This is a genomic window from Rhodococcus sp. NPDC056743, assembly GCF_042790355.1.
GTDB lineage: Bacteria > Actinomycetota > Actinomycetes > Mycobacteriales > Mycobacteriaceae > Rhodococcus_F.
The window spans coordinates 1-19,841 of sequence record NZ_JBHTZI010000020.1 but is presented as its reverse complement, the minus strand read 5'-3'; the positions used below and the strand labels follow the sequence as shown (position 1 = coordinate 19,841).

Below are 19,841 nucleotides of genomic sequence, written 5' to 3'. Positions count from 1 at the left end.
GTTAATTGGTATTTGCGCCGGAATCAGGTGTAAACATCTGCGCTACAACGTATTCACCGATGGCCAGAGATGACGTCGCGGCCGGCGACGGAGCGTTGCGGACAGCCGTCACCGCGCCGAGCCTGCTGATCCGGAAATCGTCGACCAGAGTCCCATCGGCGTCGACGGCTTGGGCCCGCACGCCGGCCGGGGCCCGCACGACGTCCTGAACAGTCAAGGCAGGGACGTATTCTCGCGCGGCCTTGACGTAGGCGCCCGTCGAAAACGACCCTCGCATCTCGTGGATTCCTGTTTTCCAATGCTGGCGGAAGAGCTTTCGCGACCCTGGCCACCGCAAGAGTTCGAAAAACTCGCGTATGTTCACGTCACGACGGCGATACCCCTCGCGGGCGGTCGCAAGAAGTGCATTCGGTCCGATATCCACGGCGCCGTCGACACGCGGGGTGAAATGGACACCGAGGAAGGGATAGGCGGGATCCGGGACCGGATACACCAAGCCGTTCACCAAGCCGTTTCGCGCCGGCACGAGCCTCAAGTACTCACCGCGAAAAGGGATGATTGCCGGTCCGGCTACATCGCCGGCAGCTCTTGCGACAGTGTCGGATTGGAGTCCGGCACACAGAACCACATGGTCGAACTCGTACGAGTCTTCCGCGTCTGTGACAATTGATGCCGTCGCGCCGTTCACCTGAATATCGCGAATCTTGGTGCGCAGCTTGATCTGCCCACCGGCGGCAACGATGTCCGCTGCCATTGCATGCGCCACGGCCGGGTAGTCGACGATCGCTGTTGTCGGAGAATGGAGCGCTGCGATACCCGCGACATTCGGCTCGATTTCGCGAAGTTCCTCCGGCCCGAGCCAACGAACATCGGGAACACCGTTGAGCCGTGCGCGTTCCTGCAAATCTCGCAGAGGCGCAATCTCGTCTTTGTTTCGCGCCACGATAACCTTGCCGATTTCGCGGTAGGTCAGTGTGTGTTCCGCACAGAACTGTTTGAGGAGGTCAACACCGCGTCGGCACAGCGTGGCTTTGAGAGATCCTGGGGTGTAATAGATTCCCGAGTGAACCACTCCCGAATTGTGGCCCGACTGGTGCGCACTCAGAACCGCTTCTTTTTCGAAGACCGTCACGTCGAAACCGTCGAGAGCGAGTCGTCGCCCGACTGCAAGGCCGACCAGTCCGCCGCCGACGATGCCGGCGCGCCGCGATCCCTCGGTCATCGCTCCACGTCCGTCCGAATCGCCACCGTCTTGACTCGCGTGTAGAAGCGTGGCCCCTCGAGTCCCTGTTCCTTGAACGCCGAGCCGGATTCTCCGAAGCCCCCGAACGGCATGTGCACGTCCCACCCGGTCGTCGGATGGTTCACCGAAACCTGGCCGGCTTCGAGTCGATCCGCGAAGAAATGTGCATTCTTCATCGACGACGTGAACACCGATGCAGCCAATCCGTAGGTCGTGTCGTTAGCCGCCGCCACTGCGGCGTCGATGCCGTCGACCACCGCAATTGCCACTACCGGACCGAATACCTCGTCGGTCCAGATCGGCATGGAGCGTTCGACATTGGTGACAACCGTGGGCGCAACCCAGCAACCGTGCTCGGCGATCTCGGCGGACAGTCCGTGCCCACCGACGACAACCTCGGCCCCACTCTCTCGGGCACGCTCGATATGCGCCAGAACATCGGCCTGGGCCCTCTTGCTCACCAGTGGACCCATTGCCGTCGCCGGGGCATCGCCGGGTCCCAGTCGAACTGCCGCAGCAGCCGCAATGATTCCACTGATCACCTCTGTTGCCACAGCCGCGTCCACCACGACACGACTCGTTGCGGTGCATCGCTGACCGGCCTGCCCGAAGGAAGCCGCGGCGATAGCGGCGACAGCCAGATCCACATCGGCGTCAGCAAGGACAACCGCGGCGTTCTTTCCACCCATCTCCGTTTGCAGTCGAACGTCACGACCAGCGAGACGTCGTTGAATCGACCGACCCACCGACGTGCTTCCGGTAAAGCTCACCGCATTGATTCGTGGATCGTCGAGAAGCGCGTCGCCGATCTCGGCGATTTTTCCGCTCGCCAGTCCGAGAACACCCGCCGGCAGTCCGGCATCATGTAGCGCCTGAGCGAGGTGCATGCTGACAACGGGAGTTTCGCTGGCTGCCTTGAGAACAACGGCATTTCCCGTATACAGCGCGGGGGCAAGCTTTCTGGCCGGTGTCAGGAGTGGGTCGTTCCAGGGCGTGACCAGGCACACGATGCCAACGGGCTCCGTGCGCACACTCGTCACGGTATTCGGGCGCGCATCGGCAAGTATCTGGCCCTGTGGCAATCGCGCCAGGCCGGCGTAATAGTCGAAGAAATCTGCCGCTTTTCCGACCTCTACAGCAGCCTCACCGGACGTCTTGCCCATTTCGGCGACCAGGTCGCTTGTGATCTCTGCGGCACGGGCACGCAAGTAATCGGCAGCCTTGGTCATGATCTGAGCCCGCTCCAGCACGGGGGTGTTCCGCCACACGTCGGCACCCACCGCGGCGGCGTCGTACAACTGGGTCACCTCTGCGGCCGTCATGGCCGCGACGCGCGCGACGGTGATACGGACGTCCACTGGATTGACGACCTCGAATGTGCGGTCCTCATCCGGACGGCGCCATTCACCGGCGACAAGACTGGGCAGAAGCCTGGGTTGAATCGTCAAACCGATCGTCCTCTCAACTAGGTCCCGAACATAGTTTTCGGGACTTACAGAAATGGATGCTACGGCCACCGAATAGCAAAGAGGAGCACTGAATTCGCAAGCTAAGAATCACCACTCACGACGCGTTGCGTGCTCGCGCTACCCCGGCGGACAGGTCAATCTGTAGACGAACAACTTGACGGACATTCGAGGAGAACACCTATGACATTCGTATTGATCGCTCACTACCGCGCTCGCGAGTCGGCTATCGACACGGTAACGGAATCCCTGCGCAACATGGTCGAACCCAGCAGGGCTGAGCCGGGAAACATCGTCTACCGCGTCAACGGCTCAGCTGTCGATCCCGCCGAGTTCTTTATTTTCGAGGAGTACGTGGACGAGTCCGCATTCGAAGCACATCTCGCGTCGCCCCACTTCGAGCGCCATCTTCGGGGCGGTGTGTTGCCGAACTTGGAAAGCCGTGTGCGCCATGATCTTGTTCCACTCGAGCCACACTGACCACGGACATGAGCATCCCCTCTCCGACAACTATCGGCGAGGGGATGCTTGTGCTGCACAGCAGATTACAGGTTTCGATCGGAAAGAATGCGCCGCGTAGCGTCGACATACGCGTCATCGCCGACCTGAACGACTCGGTATGTCGCGATGGGTTTTCTGCATGGCCTTCTCGTGGCCTCACCGGTCTCGAGGCTGAATCGCCCCTGATGCAAAAGACACTCGATCTCGACGGATTCACCGACAAGCGGGCCTTGCGCTAGTCGAAACGGTAGATGGGTGCATCGATTACCGACCGCATAGATCGTCTCACCGACCGCGAGAACCAGAATTTCTTCTCCGGCGACGGTCGTGACCACGCGTTCATTTCTCTCGACGAACTGAGCGACCGTGCCGACGCGAACCAGCCGTCCGGCCAACTGTTCTCCGTCGGTTTCAGGCACATTCATGCCAGGCTCCTCACAACTGTCGTCAGCCCCGACCAAGGCCGGCGACTACAGACACCACAATCGAACGATGAGGCAGCGGGTACGGTGTGCACCGCCCGATCGTGGCATCCGGGTCGGCATGGATGAACCAAGCGCCGCTCGGCATTCAGTTCATCCATGCACGTCTGAGTTCGTGTGGACGCGAACTCACGCCTACACGAGGTGACGCTGGAAGTGCTCGATCGTCCGCTTCCACGTCTTTGCACCGGTGTCTTCAGGATCGTCCAGCTGCGAATGGCCCAGGAACGCGTGTCCCACGCCGGCAACGATCTCGTAGGAGAACTCGGAGTTGACTTTCTCCGCGCGCGTTGCGTACCTGACAGGAACCTCGACCCCAATTCCATGGTCATCCTCGCCCCAGAAAGCCAGGACCGGTCCACTGAGATCGTCGACCAGATCCAGAGGGCGTGGCGGGGGCATCACCAGAGTCGTCTGCGGTTCCGGGAATCCGTAGTACGACACCGTCACCAAATCGTCACGCAGTGACGCGAGATCGAGCGAATACGTTCCGCCCATGCAGAATCCGAGCGAGCCGACGCGATCGCCACCGATCTTGTCCTTCAACCACGCCGTCGCGGCATCTAGATCACGAACAGTCTGGGCCTCGTCCAAGCTCTTACGCCGCGCGAACGCACTCTCCAGATCGGGACCCGCAGCGGGCCCCTGACGGAAGAAGAAGTCCGGCAACAGAACCGAGAATCCGGCAACAGCTAACCGCGACGCCAGGCAGATGTAGAACGGGCTCGGACCATGGATATCGGTATTGAGCACGATACCGGGACCGCCGCCGTCGACGCTGAAGAGCGTCGCCGGCATGTCTACGTTCTCGCCGATCGAGATCGTGATGTCCTGGCGATCGACATTCGGTGTTACCTGACCTTCAGGAACCTCCGCATGACACATTTTGTTCTCCTTAATCAGGCGTGAATCGAAGTCGACCGTTCTCGATCGAACAGTTCGCTGGTGGTCAACCTTCGTGGCGTGATCGACTGAGCAGCACAGTATTCCAGGAACACATCCAGACTTCGCTGGTTGGCGTCGATCCCGTACGGCCAGAAGTCGGCGCCCAACAATCCCTTTGCCCGCTGCGCATGCGCCCCGCTCCACGGGAACGGATAGCTCGGTACGGTGAGACTCATCGACCGCTCGATAGAGCGGTTCTTCGCCTCGGTAAAGGCATTGATCAGTCCGTCGGCGATCTCCGGGTTTGCCTCGTATACGGATCGACGGAGAACCAACGTGTGCATGATCGGGAAGATCCCGGTCTTCTCCGCGTAAGCCATCTCGTCGAACGTGTACTTGGGAAAGAGCCGCTTGACCCGACGATCCCTATTTACAACGCATTCCGGAGGACGCGCACTGATCACGGCGTCCACCTTGCCGTCGATCAGCAATTGATCGAGCGAGGACTCGAGGGCAGCGGTGATATCGAAATCACTCGTGTCGAGGTCGACGGGCTCGGTGCGTCCCGGTTCGTTGACACCCGCCTGAACCCACCTGATCGACTTCAAGTCGACGCCGTAATCCGATGCCAGCAGACCGCGGACATACACACCAGCTGTCTGGCCCCACACCGGAATTCCGATTCGCCGACCGCTCAGATCCGCGGGTACCTGCGGACCATCGGCTCTGACGTAGATCGAACCGTGCCGGTAGGCCCTCGCCGGGAACACCGGCAGAACCACGAGCGAGTCATCGCCCTTGCCGCGGAGTGCCGTCGACACGGCCAACGACATCTCGGCGGCGTCCCACTCCCCCGCGAGGAAGCGAGAGAAGATCTCCTCCGGTGCGGCGAGCGTCGTACATTCGAGTTCGCACTCGGGTACGACAACACCACCGGTCCACAAATCGCGATTATGGTCGTAGTCGCCGAATCCGACACGGACCACAGGTTTTCCGCTCATCACCAGGTGCGATCGGGATGCCAGGTGAATTCGACGCGGTGGCCGTCGGGATCGACGAGGCTGCCGGTCTGGGACAAGTCGTGACCGCGGTACGGCTCCACGATGTATTCCTCTCCCACCTTGTCCAGATGAACGAGGAATTCGTCCCAGTCGTCGACCTCGATCGCGAAGTGAATGAGACCCGTCTGCTCCTGGCCCTTCTCGACCGGCCGGAAGTGCAGATCGAAGTTACCGCGGGTCAGCAGCATGGTGCCCTTAGGCGGCGGATTGACGGGGTGGACGCGGGTCATTTCGAAAACCCTGCCGTACCATTCCTCGGTCACCTCGAGGTCACTCGTGGGAAAGTTCACGTGATGAAGGCTGTGTGATACCGATTTCGTTGCCATGATTTCCTACCTCTGCTTCTGATGAGAAATGAATGATGCCGAAAGCGCCTGTCGCGCTTTACCTAACGTTCAACTGATTTCTGGAGCGCGTGGCCCGGCGAAACGTCCGCATTACAGCGGAGCGACCATCGCCTCCATGACGCGCTGTGTCAGGCCCGGCTGATCCGCGTCCGGAGTGGGATGCTGCTGCCACTCGCCGATCTGGACACACGACTCGACAACCAGCTTGCAGCGATCGAAACGGCGACCGACGTAAGCCTCGAACGCCTTCTCGACGTCTGCGCCGTTCGCCTCGAGCTCCTCTGCCAGAACCACACCATCCTCGATCGCTTGAGCCGCGCCCTGCCCCAAGTGCGGCGTCACCGTATGTACGGCATCACCGATGAGAACGATGCGACCCTTGTGCCATGGCGCCGGAGCGATCAGGTACTCCTCCGGGCGCAGCACGATTTGTGCAGGATCGTTGAGGTGGTTGTCGCGAACCCATGCGGTCAATCCGCCGTAATCCTTGAGAAGATCGCGCAGGACGACGTGAAGTTGATCCGCCGGCGGACGGTACCCCTGCGGGCACGCGTAGTTAAGCCAGAAGTATGCAAGATCCGGGGCAATCGGAACGAATCCCGCAACGCCCGAAGGGCCACGTTGGAGAATGATGCGATCGATCTCGGGGATACGAGGCAAGTTGACGCGCCACGCCGACTGCCCGTTGTACCGGGGCTCCACACCCTCGGGAAGAACGTAAGGGCGCACTTCCGAACGTACACCGTCAGCGCCGACAACCAGTTCGTAGTTGTCCTGTTGACCATCGGTGAACACGGCCTCGACGTAATCGTCACCGGGTAGCAACTTTTCGATCGACTTGCTGTATTCGATGCGGATACCATCCGCCAAAGCGCGCCGGGTCAGGATCTGGTGCAGCTTAGGCCGGCCGATCCCGTTCATTGCCGGGTAGTTCTCGATCTTGGCACCCGCCATCTCCACCAGCGCATTGCCCTGCACATCGCACATGGTGCCCCAGACGGGACTGCTCTGGCCGGCCGCAAGGCAATCGTCGAGTAGACCGATAGCGTCCAACGCACGCAGGGCATTTGCGGGCTGGACAATGCCGACGCCGAAGACGGACGAATGCATATCCGGCTTCAGCTCGACCACATGGACGTCATATCCGACGCCGCGCAGTGCTATTGCCGTGGACAGACCGCCGATACCGGCACCAACAACCAGGATGTGCCCGCGCCCGTCGCCGGGACGATTCTCTTGAGTCACGTTCGCCTACCTTCCTTTGCCCTTTGGATTCTCTTCAGCCTAGAGCGCGCGTACCCCACTCCGCCCTACCTGATTTCGAATGATTAGCTTTCGCGCACAGTCGAATACAGGTCAGCGCTCGGCGACTGGCGCGCCACCCCAGGCAGCGAACTCCAGCGAAAATCCCGCAGCAGATACAACCGCCCTGCAAATCTCTTCGTCCTCATCTGCGGTCCCACCGGAGATGCCGATTCCGCCGACGATCTCGCCGTCGCGCTTGAGAGCGTATCCACCCTTCGTGGCCACGATCGGATGGTGACCCATCCGGCCGACTTGAGAGAAGAAGACCGGGTCGGATTCACTCCAGCCCTTCAGCATGAAGGTCGGCCGCTGCATAACTGCAGCCGAATACGCTTTCGACAGAGCGATACTCGGCGTCATCGGGCGTGCACCGTCCATTCGCTCTACCAGCACGGCAAATCCGCCGTAGTCGACCACTGCAATACTCAGTGCCTTGCCCACACCAGCCGCGTGCTCACGCGCCTGATCGACCATCACTCGCGCCTCGGCGAATTCGAGCCTCATTACTGCTCCTTCCGTGCCGCCGTCGGCGACACTTCACTGACAATCGGATTGCTCAATGTGCCGATGCCGGAGATCGAGATATCGACCGTGTCTCCCGGCGACATCCCGACCATGGCGTCGGTTCCCATCCACAGCACGTCCCCAGGGGCGACGGTAACGTATTTCGAAAGCTCGACCAGATGGTCATATGGATCGAAGATCATTGCACCCGTATCGAATTCAGCACGAACTTCGTCGTTGACCCGCACCTCGGTGCGCGAGTGCATCGGATCGACGTCCGTTGCAATCCAGGGTCCCATCGGCTTGAACGTGTCACTGTTCTTGGCCCGCCAGAACGACCGGTCAGCGTGCTGCCAATTTCTGGCACTCACATCGTTTCCGATTGTCCAGCCGAACACACTGTCAATCGCTTCGTCACGCGTGCACCGTCGCAAACTGCGACCGATCACAGCGACAAGTTCACCCTCGCTTTCGAAGCGTCCCTCGCAGTCCGACGGTTTGACGATCGGCTGTCGGTGCCCGATCAGCGCACTGGACGCCCGATAGCCAACCTCGGGTCGCGTCGGAATCTCGGTGGCGGACATTCCGTGCAGCTGTGCATGTTTGATGTGACTGGTGTAGTTCATTCCGACGCAGAGAAACGACGACGGAATAACCGGCGGCGCAAATACTGCACGTTCGAGCGATACCACCTGACCGGTCGACCGATATACCCCGAACGGCGAACCCTCGACGATTTCGATGACGTCGTCAGAGACGAAACCGTGACGCGTCGTTCCCTCGAGTTCGATTCGGCACCAACGCATCAGATCGCCATCCGGTGGGATATGCGTTTGGTGACGAGGTAGCCGTCGAGCCCTTCCGACCCGCCCTCTCGACCGAATCCGCTCTCTTTGAATCCACCCGACGGTGCCTGAGGCACCGAACCACCGGCATGGTTGACGGACAGGATTCCGGCTTGAAGTCCGCGGGTCAGGACGTCGACCGTGTCGGCCCGGTGTGTGAAGGCGTACGCGGCCAACCCGAATGGTAGCGAGTTCGCCAGGCGCAGAGCATCATCAAGGTCCGCGTACGGAACGATAGGAACAATCGGCCCGAACGGCTCTTCCGTCATCACTGCGGCATCCATCGGGACCTCGGTCAAAACCGTGGGTGCATAGAAGAAACCGGGCCCCGGTAGTCGATTGCCTCCGGTGAGAACCTTCGCGCCGCGCCGACGAGCATCCTCGACAAGGTTGTGGACTGACGACAGTCGTCGTTCGTTGACAAGCGGACCCATCTGCACCCCGGTGGTCAAACCGTTGCCCACCGTAATCTGCTCTGCTGCGAGAACAAAGGCGTCGACAAAGCTCTCGAAGAGGCTCTCATGCACGAAGAACCTGCTCGGGGAAGTGCACACCTGACCGGCGTTGGCGAACTTCGCCCGCGCACTGGAGCGCGCCGCAGCAACTGGATCGACATCCGGGCAGACAATGACCGGAGCGTGCCCGCCAAGTTCCATCATCGACGGTTTCATGGCCGCCCCGGCCATGGCCGCGAGCGACTTGCCAACCGGCACAGATCCGGTGAAGGCGACGAGGCGGACGATCGGCGACGGGATCAGGTGCTCGGAAACTTCAGCCGGCACACCGAAAACTAGATTCAGGACAGACCCGGGCAGCCCTGCGTCTTCGAAGCATCGCACGAGTTCACACGCGGTGGCCGGTGTCTCCTCCGACGCCTTGATCACGATCGAGCAGCCCGCAGACAACGACGCCGCGATCTTGCGCATCGGGCTCCCGGCTGGGAAGTTCCAGGGAGTGAACGCAGCAACCGGACCAACCGGCTCACGCACGACGCTCAGCGTTTCACCAGGGCCGCGAGGGATGATCCGGCCATGCGCTCGCAACCCCTCTTCACAATTCCAGTCCAAAGTAGTTGCAACCCCGGCGAGTTCTCCTCGAGCTTCGGGGAGAGCCTTGCCCTGCTCCATAGTCATGATGCGCGCGATCTCCGCTGACCGCTCGCGCAGAAGAGTGGCAGCTCGGTGCAAGATGTGTGCCCGTTTGTCGAGGGGCATGTCTCGCCACACCACAAAACCTCGCTCGGCCGCCGCCAGAGCGGCATCGAGGTCCGACTTCTCGGCCAGGGGCACGAAACCGAGGATCTCTTCGGTGGCGGGATTGACGATCGGCTCACGGCGCGAACCGCTCCCGTCGGTCCAGCGTCCATCGATGTACATCGCAATTTCGGGGTAGATACTCTCGACTGTCTCGGGTTCTCGAGCAGTCGGGGAAAGGCTTTGACTCATGACTCGCCATCCTTGTTCGTCAACATTGTCCAGCGGTGATGTGGAGGGGTGACCTCGTGAACGCGGGTTGTGTAGGTCTCGTCGACACGGTCCATGTCCGCGGCATACTCGGCGCGGCCCCCGCAGGGTGCATGGACGAATCGAAATACGTTGGACCCGACGGTATGACGTCCCAGACGCCTGGCCTCGCGCCAGCCGCGTTCGATCATCTGGTTCCCGCCGAGGATCACTTCGTCGAAGTTGCGAACCTCGTAGGAAATGTGGTTGATACCGGCCCGATCGGGTCGGTGGCATAACAGCAAGTTGTGCTGATCGTCGTCACCTTCACACTGCATGAAGGTACCCATCGGCAGTACGTCATCGGTGATTCGGAAACCCAGCCGGTCCACGTAGAAGGCAACAGCCTCACGGTGCCCGTCCTTGGGTATGTTCCACGCAACGTGACACATCCGCAGCGGGAACACCTGATCTGTCGGGGACGTCGGTACATTCCAACGCTTCACTGCACCATAGCGATTGGTTTCGTCCGTGGTCACGGGAGGCTCGACAATGTCGGCCACCGCCAAGCCCAGTCCGAAGCCGGTCTCGTCGTGAGTGTGCGCCACACCGTCGGCGTCTACCTCGACTACGCGGTCACGTCGCAGGTCCTCGATCACGTTGTCCAGACTCTGCTGAGTATCGATGCCCCACACAAGCTCACGTAACGTCGACCCGGACTCCACTGCCGGTGGAAGTGTGGGGTCGTCCTCGCGCCGCAATTCCACTACTTGACCGACGCGAGTGACCAGTTCGGCGCCGTTCCGATCCGCGGCCTGCAAGGTGAGACCGAAGTCTTCGAAGAACCGTACGCATGTTTCGAGGTCTTCAACCCCGTAGCGTGCACGCTCGATACGAAGGATTGCCACAGATTCGCGCTCCTTACTCCACGCCGGTCCCGGCACGGATTCTTGCCGCAAAGCAATTGCGCTTACACGGATTACGGTGAACGCTATTGCGCTCGAACCGCAACTTCAATGCCCTGTGCGTGCAGTTTGCGCATACTAATCGTTCGAAGAAAGACTCACACCGAGGCGTGTTGCGGCATCGGGTTCTTGGCAAACCAAGCTGAAATGTAGTCAAGGAAGACCCGCACCTTGCGCAATGTATGAACACCCGGCGAGTGAACGGCATACAGTGCCCGCGTGGGGGCGCTGTAACTCGGCAAAACTTGTTGCAGTACAGAACTTTCCAAATCTTCGGCCACCGTCCTGACGGGGAGCAGCGCCAACCCACGCCCGCGAACAGCAGCCTTGCGCAAAGTGAGGTAACTGTTCGACGAATACACCGGGGACTGTGGGCGCACGTGAGACTCGCGCCCTTCCGAGTCGAGTAGATGCCAAACGGGGTCGTTGGGATGAAGGAGACAGTCATGCTCACCCAGATCCTGATTGGTCAGTAGCGGACTGTGCGAGGCCAGGTATCCTGGCGAACCGCAGAGAACGAAGCGGATGTCCGCCACCTTCCGAATGAGCATCGTCGAGTCACGTAGATCCCGAGTGTGAAAGGCGACGTCATATCCTTGATCCAGAAAGTCGAAGGCCCGGTTCGACATCCCGCCGACTTCGAACCGGACTTGTATCTTGGGATGATCCACCGCAAAGTCTGCGATAGCTTCACCTAGATCCAGATTGCCGATCCACTTAGGACAGATGACCGCCAGCGGCCCCTCCGCCAGATCACGTAGTCCACGAATCGCAGTTTCCTCGGCGTCGAGTTCCCGGAGCATTCGCTGCGCGAAGTCGTAGTAGCGTCGACCAGCGGACGTCAGGCTCACTGCGCGCGCCGTGCGGTTCACCACGCGAACACCCAGTTCTTTTTCCAACTCGGAAACATGCCGCGACACAAGCGAACCCGAAATTCCCAGCTGTCGGGCGGCCCGACTGAATCCACCCTGCTCACCAACGCCTACAAAACTTCGCATAACTGTGATGCGGTCCATACTTTCTCCTCTACGTGTCGCAGACCATAGTAGGGAGATCTTCCCGAGGCACAATCCAGTCTCACTGAGATCCCACTGCGTAAACGCCCGGTACACAGATTTCGGATGACGGCGTTCAGAGCCTCCAACGCACGTCGTTGCGCCCGCAGAAGACTCGGCGCGGACTCGATCCGATTCGAGTGTTTTCCACCGACGCCTCGCGGCCACACGAAGCCCCGAACTCAATTGCCTAATTCACATCGAAAACGCAGATCGGCGACGAATTATATTGTTATCAATTGGATTTAGACCTTCCGAGTCAGCCGTGTGAGGTTTGCGCAGAAGGCTGGAATCCCGATTGTGGCGGCACCTCGCCGACAAGGGTCCGGGACCTTCACCGCCTAATCCAGGCCCTCCCCGAGACCACACAATGAAGACTCGACGTGAGATCGAGGCACCTTCGCTCATACACTCCACCGCGACGACAATCCGTCGCATGGACGGTCGCACACAGAAACCTCACACCAGATACACAGAAAGGTCGGCATCCTCCATCCCAGGGCTATGCCGCACGGTCAACTGGCGACCAGTGGGCGTGCATCCGTTTCGTCAAGCGGATAATGGCACGCCGCGAACTGCCCTGGGCGAACCTCACGCATCTGTGGTTCCTCACTCTCACAGCGCAACTGCACCTTGGGGCACCGCGTCTGGAACCTGCAGCCCGGCGGCGGCGCAAGCGGCGAGGGCACATCACCTTCGAGCGCAGGGCCGGCAAACGCACGATCGGGATCGGTCAACGGAACCGAATCGAGCAGAGCCCTCGAGTATGGATGAGCCGGATTATCGTAGAGCTCAATGGAATCCCCGAACTCGCACACCTTACCCAGGTACATCACCATCACTTTATCGCTGAAGGAACGGACCACTCCGAGATCGTGAGCGATGAAGACGACGGTAAGGTCGTATTTGCTCTTCAACTCCTCCAGCAAGTTGAGGATCTGTGCTTGAACGGATACGTCCAGCGCCGAGACCGGCTCGTCGCAGATCAGTAGGCGAGGATGCAAAGCCAATGCCCGTGCGATCGCCACGCGCTGGGCCTGTCCGCCGGACAGCTGGCGCGGCAGCATGTCCACGAATCGTTCGCTTCCCAACCCAACCTGGTTCAGAAGCCCCTCCGCGGCCGTTGACTTCTCGTCGGAATTCGATCCGGCAATGGAGAGTCCCTCGACTACAACCTCTTTGACCGGCCGACGAGGATTCAGCGACGCTACGGGGTCCTGGAAGATCATCTGCATGTCGCGACGCAGTTCACGCAGTTGTTTCTTGCCCACTCGCTCGATCCGATGTTCGCCGAAGCGGATCTGTCCGGAACTGATGTGGTCCAATCGCAGCACGGCGCGACCGGTTGTCGACTTACCGCATCCCGACTCTCCGACAATTCCCAACGTCTCGCCCGGCAGCACATCGAAGCTCACCGTCGACACCGCCTGAACGGTACCGGAATTCGTGTGGTACTCGACCACCAAATCCGTGACACTCAACAGCGCGTCATCCCCGCGCAGATGCGCTGTACCGCTACCTGCCAACGAACTCACCTCCTGAAAATTCCGGCACCACAGTGGTAACCGGGTGAAAGCACGACACCTCGTGCTCCAGAGCCACCGGCGTCATGATCGGTCCTGAGGTCCGGCAGTCCTCGGTTGCATACGCGCAACGGGGTGCGAAACGACACCCTGCAGCCACAGCGGTGGGGTCCGGAAGCGAACCCGATATGAGCTGAAACGGGGTGTGCCGCTCGTGTCCGATCGTGGGTGTGGCAGCGAGCAGTGCGTGCGTGTACCTGTGCCTTGGCGCCTCGAATACCTTTCGAGTCGATCCGATCTCGGCCAGCCGCCCGGCATACATCACCGCCACCCGGTCGGTACGGCCCGCCACCACGGCTAGATCGTGGCTGATCAAGATCATCGACATGCCACGTTCACGTTGAACACCGCGCAGCAGGTCGAGTATCTGACGCTGCACCGTGACATCCAGTGCCGTGGTCGGCTCGTCCGCGATCAGCAGATCCGGTTCGGCCGACAGAGCAATCGCGATCATTACCCTCTGGCGCATACCACCGGACATCTCGTGTGGGTAGTTCCGCAGACGCCGCTCCGGGTCGGGCACTCCTACTTCTTGGAGCAACCCCAACGCCCGGCCTTTAGCTTCCGACCGACTGACACCGAGGTGCTTGCGCATCCCCTCGGTCAACTGTCGTTCCACCCGGACAACCGGATTCAGAGAACGACCGGGGTCCTGGAAAACCATGGAAATGTGCTTACCCCAGACTTCACGCTGTTCGCTCTGCGGCAACGACAGCAGGTCACGCCCCTGGAAGTACACCTCACCGGAGCGCGCCGACCGTCCGGGCATGAGGCCCATGACCGCCCGTGCCATCACCGATTTTCCGGACCCGGACTCACCGACCACCCCCAGCGACTGAGCAGGGTCGACGTCCAACGTCACATCGTCGACTGCTCGAACGATTCCCCGTGACGTACCGATGTACGCGCGCAGGTTCCTCACTGCGAGAAGTGGATCAGTACTCATTAGCGGTTCAACCTCTCAGATGAAATACCGGACATGACGCTTCGATCAGCTCTGCATGGATCGGTCGAAGCGATGCCGCAGGTAGTCGCCGATCTGATTCAATGCGAAGACGGTAAAGAAGATCACCGTGGCGGGGATGAAAACCAAGTGTGGATTGTCTGCGATGGAATCCTTGCCGTCGTTGATCATTCCGCCCCACGACGGCGTCGGCGGCGGAATGCCCAAGCCCAGGAAGCTGAGTGAGCCCTCTGCCACGATCATCGTTGCCATCACGATCGGCAGGTACGCCGCGAGGGGTGGCAGGACGTTGGGCAGAATCTCCTTGAACAGGATGCGGCCGTTGCCGGCGCCCATATTCAGTGCTGCCCGGACGAACTCCCTCGCCGACCACGTCAGCGTGTTCGCCCGCGCGAGACGAAGGAACGTCGGGATGCCCGTAATTCCAAGACCGATAATCAGAATCGTGACGCTGGGCGTCATGATCGTCGTCAGAGCCAGCAGGAGAATCAGACCGGGGAAAGCCAACATCACGTCGGCCAGCAGGGTGACAATGGCGTCGCTCCACTTGCCGAAGTAGCCGGCCAGGAGCCCGATCAAACCGCCGACGACAAAACTCAGCAATCCAGCGATGGTCGCGACAAGCAACGATACTTGGGCGCCGTGAATAACTCTCGACAGCATGGACCGGCCCAGGGCGTCAGTACCGAGCAGAGTATCCAGCGACGCGAAGTCGATACTTTGCCGCGGAAGACCTATCGGTTGCTCGTACGACGCGATCGGCAGAATGCCCGCGAACACGGCCAGGAGCAGGATCAGCCCAATCCAGAAGAACGACAACCAGACCAGTATCGAACGCGACTTCTTCGCTTCCGGTACCTGAGGAAGATTCCGACTACTTTCCTCAGGGGCTTCGACTGGGTTCTCGACCGGAATTACGTGCACCGGATTCGTGACGATCATACTTTGACTCCTCTTCGCACCCGTGGATCGATCACTCCGTAGCTGAGATCGACCAAGGTATTGACAAGCACGTAGACAACGGCGATGAAGGCCACCACTCCTTGCACCATGATCACGTCACGCGAGATCATCGACGACGCTGCGAGTTGACCCAGCCCTGGGAGCGAAAAGAGCGTCTCCACAACAACTGTGCCGCCGATCAGCCTTCCCAGGTTGATACCGAGAACGGTGATCAGAGAGAACGACGACGGACGCAGTGCATGGCGGAACATCACATACTTGGCACTCATTCCTCTGGCGCGCGCCGCAGCGATGAAATCCTCGGACAAAGTGCTGATCAAGTCGGAGCGCAGCAAACGATGGAACGCGGCAATTTCGGTGAGGGCGATGGCCATTGCCGGCAAGAACGCGGACCTCAGGTTGGCCCCGAGTCCCTCACTGATCGGCGTCCACCCCATGACGGGAAACAAGCCGAGCTGGATCGCAAAGAAGAAGATCAACACCGGGCCGGCAATGAATGCGGGTACCGAGAGGAAAACGGACGACAACGCATTCAGACCGCGATCAAGTCCGCTTCCGGGAAATGACGCGCAGAGCACGGCAAACAAAACCGATACAACAAGCGCTATCCCCAACCCCAGCGCCGCCAACTCCAGCGTGACCGGCAGCCTGTCGATTATTGCCGAACTGACCGACTGACCGGTGAGAGGTGACGTGCCTAGATTCCCGTGGAGCGCATCTCCCAACCAGTTCAAGTACTGCTGCCAGAGAGGCACATCGAGGCCGAGCTTGCTGTTCAGCGAGGCGATCGCGTCGGGCGTGGCATTCTCGCCCAGGATCACCTGAGCCACAGAACCGGGCGTGACGCCCATGACCGCAACCACAGCCATCGTGACGAGAAGCATCACGAGCAGACTCCGGCCGATCCTTTTTGCCAAGAGCATCATTGGATTTCTCTCCTTACCAACCTGCGACGAACTACCCGGACGTTGGACTCTCGGGATGTCCGCGATGTCATTTCGTGAGCCATAGCTCGTCCGTCCGCCGAGAGCTGGTCTCGCTCGAGCCAGTCATAAGGGCGCCATCGATCCTCTGTTTCGAATCATCATTGACCTTCCGGACTTCGTATCGGGGGGGCGGCGGGAGCACCCGGTAGTCGACGAAGGTGCCCCCGTTGCTTTCCTTCCCGAGGAGGTCGCCGGGGTTAGGCCGAGCCTGCGCTCGCGGCCGCTTTCACCTGAACACGGCGGTAGCCTTCGATGTCCGGGTAGGGTGCGGTACGGTCAGGCTGCAGGTCAACCTCGAAGGTGTTGAGAAGCATCGCCAACATGGAAAAGTTTCCGAGACTGCCGATGATATCGACAAGTCCGTTGTCGCCGAAGGCATTCAGCGCTTCCGCGAAGACTTCGTCGGAGACAAAATGGTTGCCGAGAATCTCCTGAGAGAATCGGTACAGAATCTGCTCGTCCGCGGCCTCGAATGCCGGCTCCTCGTTACGGGCCAGTCGCTCGATGCTCTCACGCGAGACACCGGACTCAACTGCCTTGTCCACGTGAGCATTCCATGAGTACTGCGCATCGAAGAAGCGTGCAGCGATCAGCAAGCTCAGTTCGCGCAAGCGCAAGGGCAGGCTCGACTCGAACCGGCAGTACGCACCCAACGCCTCTACCTTCTCGCACAGCTCGGGGCTGCGGAGCCAGATGAGGAACGGACCTCGAACAGCGCCACGGCGACCTGCGATCCGCGCACTGATCTCGGCCTGACGTTCGTTGAGATCGGTAAGTGGCGTGAGACGCATGGAAAACCTCCTGGGTAATAATGTTCATCGATATGACGTCGAATACGTCGATGTGATGTGGATTACGTCAGTGGACGCAAATACACTTTGGCATCCGCCGCGCCGCCGAACCAGCCCTATTCCACTCAACTAAAGCGTTCGAAATCGGTCGCCTTCCATCACGCGCCCGAGCACGCACGGTGGCGTCGTAAAAACCTGTTTCACATCGATATTCGGATCTCGAGCAGTCGATCCATTCGAGCAGAGCACTAGTTCGACAAAAGACGGGACGCATCGCCCCTCAGCAACAATGCGCCCCGTCGCTCGTGGATGTTCACGTGCGGTACAACCGGGAGAACAGGCAGGCTACTGATCAGCGAGCCACAACCCCGCTGTCAGCAGGGACCCTTCTCCGTACATCTGGATTCCGCCGACCTTCTCGGATGCGATCGCAGTCTGCGAAGTGCGCAGGTAGAAGACGGCCGGCGAGATCTCGGCGAGACGCTCGGATACTGCTTCGTAGGCCGCCTTGCGATCCTCGGCCGACGCGCCGGTGCGTCCAGCGACGAGCGCCGCATCGAGCTGATCATCCTTGATGCCCGACGAGTTTCGAGGCGAGGTGCTGTAGAAGGACCGGAACAATGACGGCTCGGGATCGATGAAGTTCGATGCCGCCACCATCATGTCGTAGCCCTTCTCTCCGTAGATTCGTCCCGACTCGGCCCAGTCGACGCGGTTGACCGAGACCTCGACGTTGTCGTACTGACTGAGCTGAGCCTGAACCGCCTGGGCAACCAATTCCTGCCCCGGAAACGCTGTGAATGTAAACGTCAGGGGTTGACCTTCCGCAGCGAACTGATCAAAGAGGTCCTGCGCTTTGGCCTTGTCGTAGGTATGCAAGGGCGTGTCCGTGTAGAACTGGTTTTCCTCCGGGAACAACGTGTCGGCGATAACGCCCGAGCCCTTCCCCACAGCGAGTTCCAGTCCCTCCAGATCGATTGCCGCACTGATAGCCTGACGCATCCGAACATCGTCGAACGGAGCTCGTGTCGTATTCAGCGCAAGGAATGTTCCGCCCGCCATCGGCATGGACTGAACTTGGAACCCAGCAGTCGACGCCTTCTTCACAACCGACCAATCAGCAGCCTGCACCAGATCGGCACCACTGCTCACCACAGAGTTCAGTCGCTGCTCTTCGTCCGCCGAGGAGGTGAGTGTTATTCCGTCCAGATACGGCCGCGGAGCGTCCCAGTATCCCGGGTTCTTGACCAGTTCGATCTTGCCCGCACGTGTCCAATTCTCCAAGGTGAACGGTCCGGCTCCGATCGGATTCGCATCGAAGGCCTGCGCCCCCTGTGCCAGTGCGGCCGGGGACGCAATCCAGTTCATCGCCGTCCGCGAAACCTGATTTGCATAGGCCGGAGTCGGCTGTGTCAAAGTAACTTTCAGAGTCGTCGCGTCGACAACCTCGGTCGACTCGACCAGCGCGGCGTCAGGGGTGGAGTTGGAACCGAGCGACTTGTCCTTGAGTCGATCCCAGTTGTACTTGACTGCATCCGAACCAAGCGGGGTGCCGTCGGAGAACTGAAGTCCGTCACGAAGTTCGAGTACGAAGGTCTTGCCGGCGTCGTCCGTCGAGAACTTCTCTGCCATCGAGAACATTGTCTCGTCGGTCTGCTCGTCGCCGTACATCAGCGTTCCGTACAACGAGTTGCCGAGCATGCCTTGCCCCTGCAGGTTGTTCTGAAGAATCGCGGGGTCGAGGTTGCGAGGCTCGCTCAGCATCACCGCGCGAACGGTACCGCCGGCAACGGGATCGCCTGAAGGTCCTGAGTTCGCCTCCGACGAGGAACCGGCAGCGCCACCTCCGCATGCCGACAGTGCCAGAGCGATGGAACACACCACTCCGAGCGTCGCGAGACTTGTCTTTCGGAACATCATGGTCCTTTCTAGATCTAACTCGGTGGTTATGAATTTGTGAGGGACGCAGCAAATCTCAAACGAGCGAACGTGTCACGCGTCCTCGGCACAGCAAATCTCTCGCACGGAACCCGCACCGGTCCACCACCTCGACAACAAAGTGGGCAACGCCAAGTTCATCCGAAATACGTGACCGAAAGCCGATGTGGGGCAAGCCAAGAAGCGTTGCAGTCGCCTCGACCCAAGCCGTCTCCGTCAAACTAGTCGTCCAGGATCGCCCGAGTCCACAGCCGATTGTGAAACCTTTGCATGCATAAAGTGACGGCCGTCATAGTTTTCTCGGCAATCGTCACCATGCCCGGCAACACCAGCGAAATTCGTTCAGCTAATGATGCGTCCGTACCACTGGATTGAACGTACCGACGAAAGATAACGTCACGACACAGATTCCGGCTACTGCCCGTGGCACACCTCATGGTTCGGCGTCACGACCGGTCTCTGCAAAGTCGTCCAATCCTATCTGCGGCGACGTTTCACAGACACCCGCACGTCGG

Annotated in this window: 19 protein-coding genes; 1 reads left to right on the top strand and 18 read right to left on the bottom strand. The window is 60.2% G+C overall.

Going from position 1 to position 19,841, the window contains the following annotated elements; all coding sequences use genetic code 11:
• Position 1: 1 nt before the first annotated feature.
• Together lhgO and ACFRFQ_RS30335 are read right to left on the bottom strand one after the other, a co-directional pair.
• Positions 2 to 1,222 (bottom strand): L-2-hydroxyglutarate oxidase, encoded by a 1,221-nt coding sequence (gene lhgO / locus ACFRFQ_RS30340; protein ID WP_378665283.1) that lies wholly within the window; start codon positions 1,220 to 1,222, stop codon positions 2 to 4.
• Positions 1,219 to 2,691 (bottom strand): aldehyde dehydrogenase, encoded by a 1,473-nt coding sequence (locus ACFRFQ_RS30335; RefSeq protein ID WP_221937773.1) that lies wholly within the window; start codon positions 2,689 to 2,691, stop codon positions 1,219 to 1,221. The genes lhgO and ACFRFQ_RS30335 overlap by 4 nt, the downstream gene beginning before the upstream one ends.
• A 201-nt stretch (positions 2,692 to 2,892) precedes the next feature.
• On the opposite strand from ACFRFQ_RS30335, the gene ACFRFQ_RS30330 reads away from it, so the two are divergent.
• The gene (locus tag ACFRFQ_RS30330; RefSeq protein ID WP_378665282.1) at positions 2,893 to 3,189 is read left to right on the top strand and encodes a putative quinol monooxygenase; all 297 of its coding nucleotides are present in this window, start codon (positions 2,893 to 2,895) and stop codon (positions 3,187 to 3,189) included.
• A gap of 65 nt (positions 3,190 to 3,254) precedes the next feature.
• Here ACFRFQ_RS30330 and ACFRFQ_RS30325 read toward each other — a convergent pair whose 3' ends face one another.
• From ACFRFQ_RS30325 to ACFRFQ_RS30250, 16 genes are all read right to left on the bottom strand, one after another.
• Entirely contained in the window at positions 3,255 to 3,635 is a 381-nt protein-coding gene (locus tag ACFRFQ_RS30325) for a Rieske (2Fe-2S) protein (protein WP_378665281.1), read from the bottom strand.
• 192 nt (positions 3,636 to 3,827) lie between these two features.
• Entirely contained in the window at positions 3,828 to 4,577 is a 750-nt protein-coding gene (locus tag ACFRFQ_RS30320) for a dienelactone hydrolase family protein (protein WP_378665280.1), read from the bottom strand.
• A 14-nt stretch (positions 4,578 to 4,591) separates the two neighbouring features.
• Entirely contained in the window at positions 4,592 to 5,578 is a 987-nt protein-coding gene (locus ACFRFQ_RS30315) for a hypothetical protein (protein ID WP_378665279.1), read from the bottom strand.
• Positions 5,578 to 5,928, bottom strand: coding sequence for a VOC family protein (locus ACFRFQ_RS30310; protein ID WP_378665278.1), 351 nt, complete (start codon positions 5,926 to 5,928; stop codon positions 5,578 to 5,580). Before ACFRFQ_RS30310 ends, ACFRFQ_RS30315 begins: the two co-directional genes overlap by 1 nt.
• Positions 5,929 to 6,075: 147 nt before the next feature.
• Positions 6,076 to 7,230: an FAD-dependent monooxygenase gene (locus tag ACFRFQ_RS30305; RefSeq protein ID WP_378665277.1), complete on the bottom strand. Its 1,155-nt coding sequence runs from the start codon at positions 7,228 to 7,230 to the stop codon at positions 6,076 to 6,078.
• A 111-nt stretch (positions 7,231 to 7,341) separates the two neighbouring features.
• Positions 7,342 to 7,794, bottom strand: a complete 453-nt coding sequence (locus tag ACFRFQ_RS30300) for a heme-binding protein (protein WP_138870997.1) — start codon at positions 7,792 to 7,794, stop codon at positions 7,342 to 7,344.
• On the bottom strand, positions 7,794 to 8,600 hold the full coding sequence (locus ACFRFQ_RS30295; RefSeq protein WP_378665276.1) for a fumarylacetoacetate hydrolase family protein: 807 nt from the start codon (positions 8,598 to 8,600) through the stop codon (positions 7,794 to 7,796). Before ACFRFQ_RS30295 ends, ACFRFQ_RS30300 begins: the two co-directional genes overlap by 1 nt.
• Complete coding sequence (locus ACFRFQ_RS30290; RefSeq protein ID WP_378665275.1) at positions 8,600 to 10,084, bottom strand: NAD-dependent succinate-semialdehyde dehydrogenase; 1,485 nt, start codon at positions 10,082 to 10,084, stop codon at positions 8,600 to 8,602. The genes ACFRFQ_RS30295 and ACFRFQ_RS30290 overlap by 1 nt, the downstream gene beginning before the upstream one ends.
• Complete coding sequence (locus ACFRFQ_RS30285) at positions 10,081 to 10,989, bottom strand: VOC family protein (protein WP_378665274.1); 909 nt, start codon at positions 10,987 to 10,989, stop codon at positions 10,081 to 10,083. Before ACFRFQ_RS30285 ends, ACFRFQ_RS30290 begins: the two co-directional genes overlap by 4 nt.
• Positions 10,990 to 11,144: 155 nt before the next feature.
• Positions 11,145 to 12,062, bottom strand: a complete 918-nt coding sequence (locus ACFRFQ_RS30280) for a LysR family transcriptional regulator (protein ID WP_378665273.1) — start codon at positions 12,060 to 12,062, stop codon at positions 11,145 to 11,147.
• Between the two features lie 554 nt (positions 12,063 to 12,616).
• A complete protein-coding gene (locus ACFRFQ_RS30275) occupies positions 12,617 to 13,627 on the bottom strand; it encodes an ABC transporter ATP-binding protein (RefSeq protein ID WP_378665284.1) in 1,011 nt (336 codons plus the stop codon).
• Entirely contained in the window at positions 13,617 to 14,630 is a 1,014-nt protein-coding gene (locus ACFRFQ_RS30270; RefSeq protein WP_378665272.1) for an ABC transporter ATP-binding protein, read from the bottom strand. Before ACFRFQ_RS30270 ends, ACFRFQ_RS30275 begins: the two co-directional genes overlap by 11 nt.
• Positions 14,631 to 14,675: 45 nt before the next feature.
• Complete coding sequence (locus ACFRFQ_RS30265) at positions 14,676 to 15,590, bottom strand: ABC transporter permease (protein ID WP_138871003.1); 915 nt, start codon at positions 15,588 to 15,590, stop codon at positions 14,676 to 14,678.
• A complete protein-coding gene (locus ACFRFQ_RS30260; RefSeq protein WP_138871004.1) occupies positions 15,587 to 16,537 on the bottom strand; it encodes an ABC transporter permease in 951 nt (316 codons plus the stop codon). Before ACFRFQ_RS30260 ends, ACFRFQ_RS30265 begins: the two co-directional genes overlap by 4 nt.
• Positions 16,538 to 16,794: 257 nt before the next feature.
• Positions 16,795 to 17,388 (bottom strand): carboxymuconolactone decarboxylase family protein, encoded by a 594-nt coding sequence (locus ACFRFQ_RS30255; RefSeq protein ID WP_138871005.1) that lies wholly within the window; start codon positions 17,386 to 17,388, stop codon positions 16,795 to 16,797.
• Between the two features lie 345 nt (positions 17,389 to 17,733).
• On the bottom strand, positions 17,734 to 19,305 hold the full coding sequence (locus ACFRFQ_RS30250; protein WP_378665271.1) for an ABC transporter substrate-binding protein: 1,572 nt from the start codon (positions 19,303 to 19,305) through the stop codon (positions 17,734 to 17,736).
• Positions 19,306 to 19,841: the final 536 nt, after the last annotated feature.

What these genes read in the sequence shown, in the direction of transcription:
- ACFRFQ_RS30265 (WP_138871003.1), bottom strand. Translation starts at nt 15,590, where the DNA reads ATGATCGTCACGAATCCGGTGCACGTAATTCCGGTCGAGAACCCAGTC.
- ACFRFQ_RS30280 (WP_378665273.1), bottom strand. Translation starts at nt 12,062, where the DNA reads ATGGACCGCATCACAGTTATGCGAAGTTTTGTAGGCGTTGGTGAGCAG.
- ACFRFQ_RS30300 (WP_138870997.1), bottom strand. Translation starts at nt 7,794, where the DNA reads ATGAGGCTCGAATTCGCCGAGGCGCGAGTGATGGTCGATCAGGCGCGT.
- ACFRFQ_RS30320 (WP_378665280.1), bottom strand. Translation starts at nt 4,577, where the DNA reads ATGTGTCATGCGGAGGTTCCTGAAGGTCAGGTAACACCGAATGTCGAT.
- ACFRFQ_RS30290 (WP_378665275.1), bottom strand. Translation starts at nt 10,084, where the DNA reads ATGAGTCAAAGCCTTTCCCCGACTGCTCGAGAACCCGAGACAGTCGAG.
- ACFRFQ_RS30295 (WP_378665276.1), bottom strand. Translation starts at nt 8,600, where the DNA reads ATGCGTTGGTGCCGAATCGAACTCGAGGGAACGACGCGTCACGGTTTC.
- ACFRFQ_RS30270 (WP_378665272.1), bottom strand. Translation starts at nt 14,630, where the DNA reads ATGAGTACTGATCCACTTCTCGCAGTGAGGAACCTGCGCGCGTACATC.
- ACFRFQ_RS30315 (WP_378665279.1), bottom strand. Translation starts at nt 5,578, where the DNA reads ATGAGCGGAAAACCTGTGGTCCGTGTCGGATTCGGCGACTACGACCAT.
- ACFRFQ_RS30325 (WP_378665281.1), bottom strand. Translation starts at nt 3,635, where the DNA reads ATGAATGTGCCTGAAACCGACGGAGAACAGTTGGCCGGACGGCTGGTT.
- lhgO (WP_378665283.1), bottom strand. Translation starts at nt 1,222, where the DNA reads ATGACCGAGGGATCGCGGCGCGCCGGCATCGTCGGCGGCGGACTGGTC.
- ACFRFQ_RS30250 (WP_378665271.1), bottom strand. Translation starts at nt 19,305, where the DNA reads ATGTTCCGAAAGACAAGTCTCGCGACGCTCGGAGTGGTGTGTTCCATC.
- ACFRFQ_RS30255 (WP_138871005.1), bottom strand. Translation starts at nt 17,388, where the DNA reads ATGCGTCTCACGCCACTTACCGATCTCAACGAACGTCAGGCCGAGATC.
- ACFRFQ_RS30330 (WP_378665282.1), top strand. Translation starts at nt 2,893, where the DNA reads ATGACATTCGTATTGATCGCTCACTACCGCGCTCGCGAGTCGGCTATC.
- ACFRFQ_RS30260 (WP_138871004.1), bottom strand. Translation starts at nt 16,537, where the DNA reads ATGATGCTCTTGGCAAAAAGGATCGGCCGGAGTCTGCTCGTGATGCTT.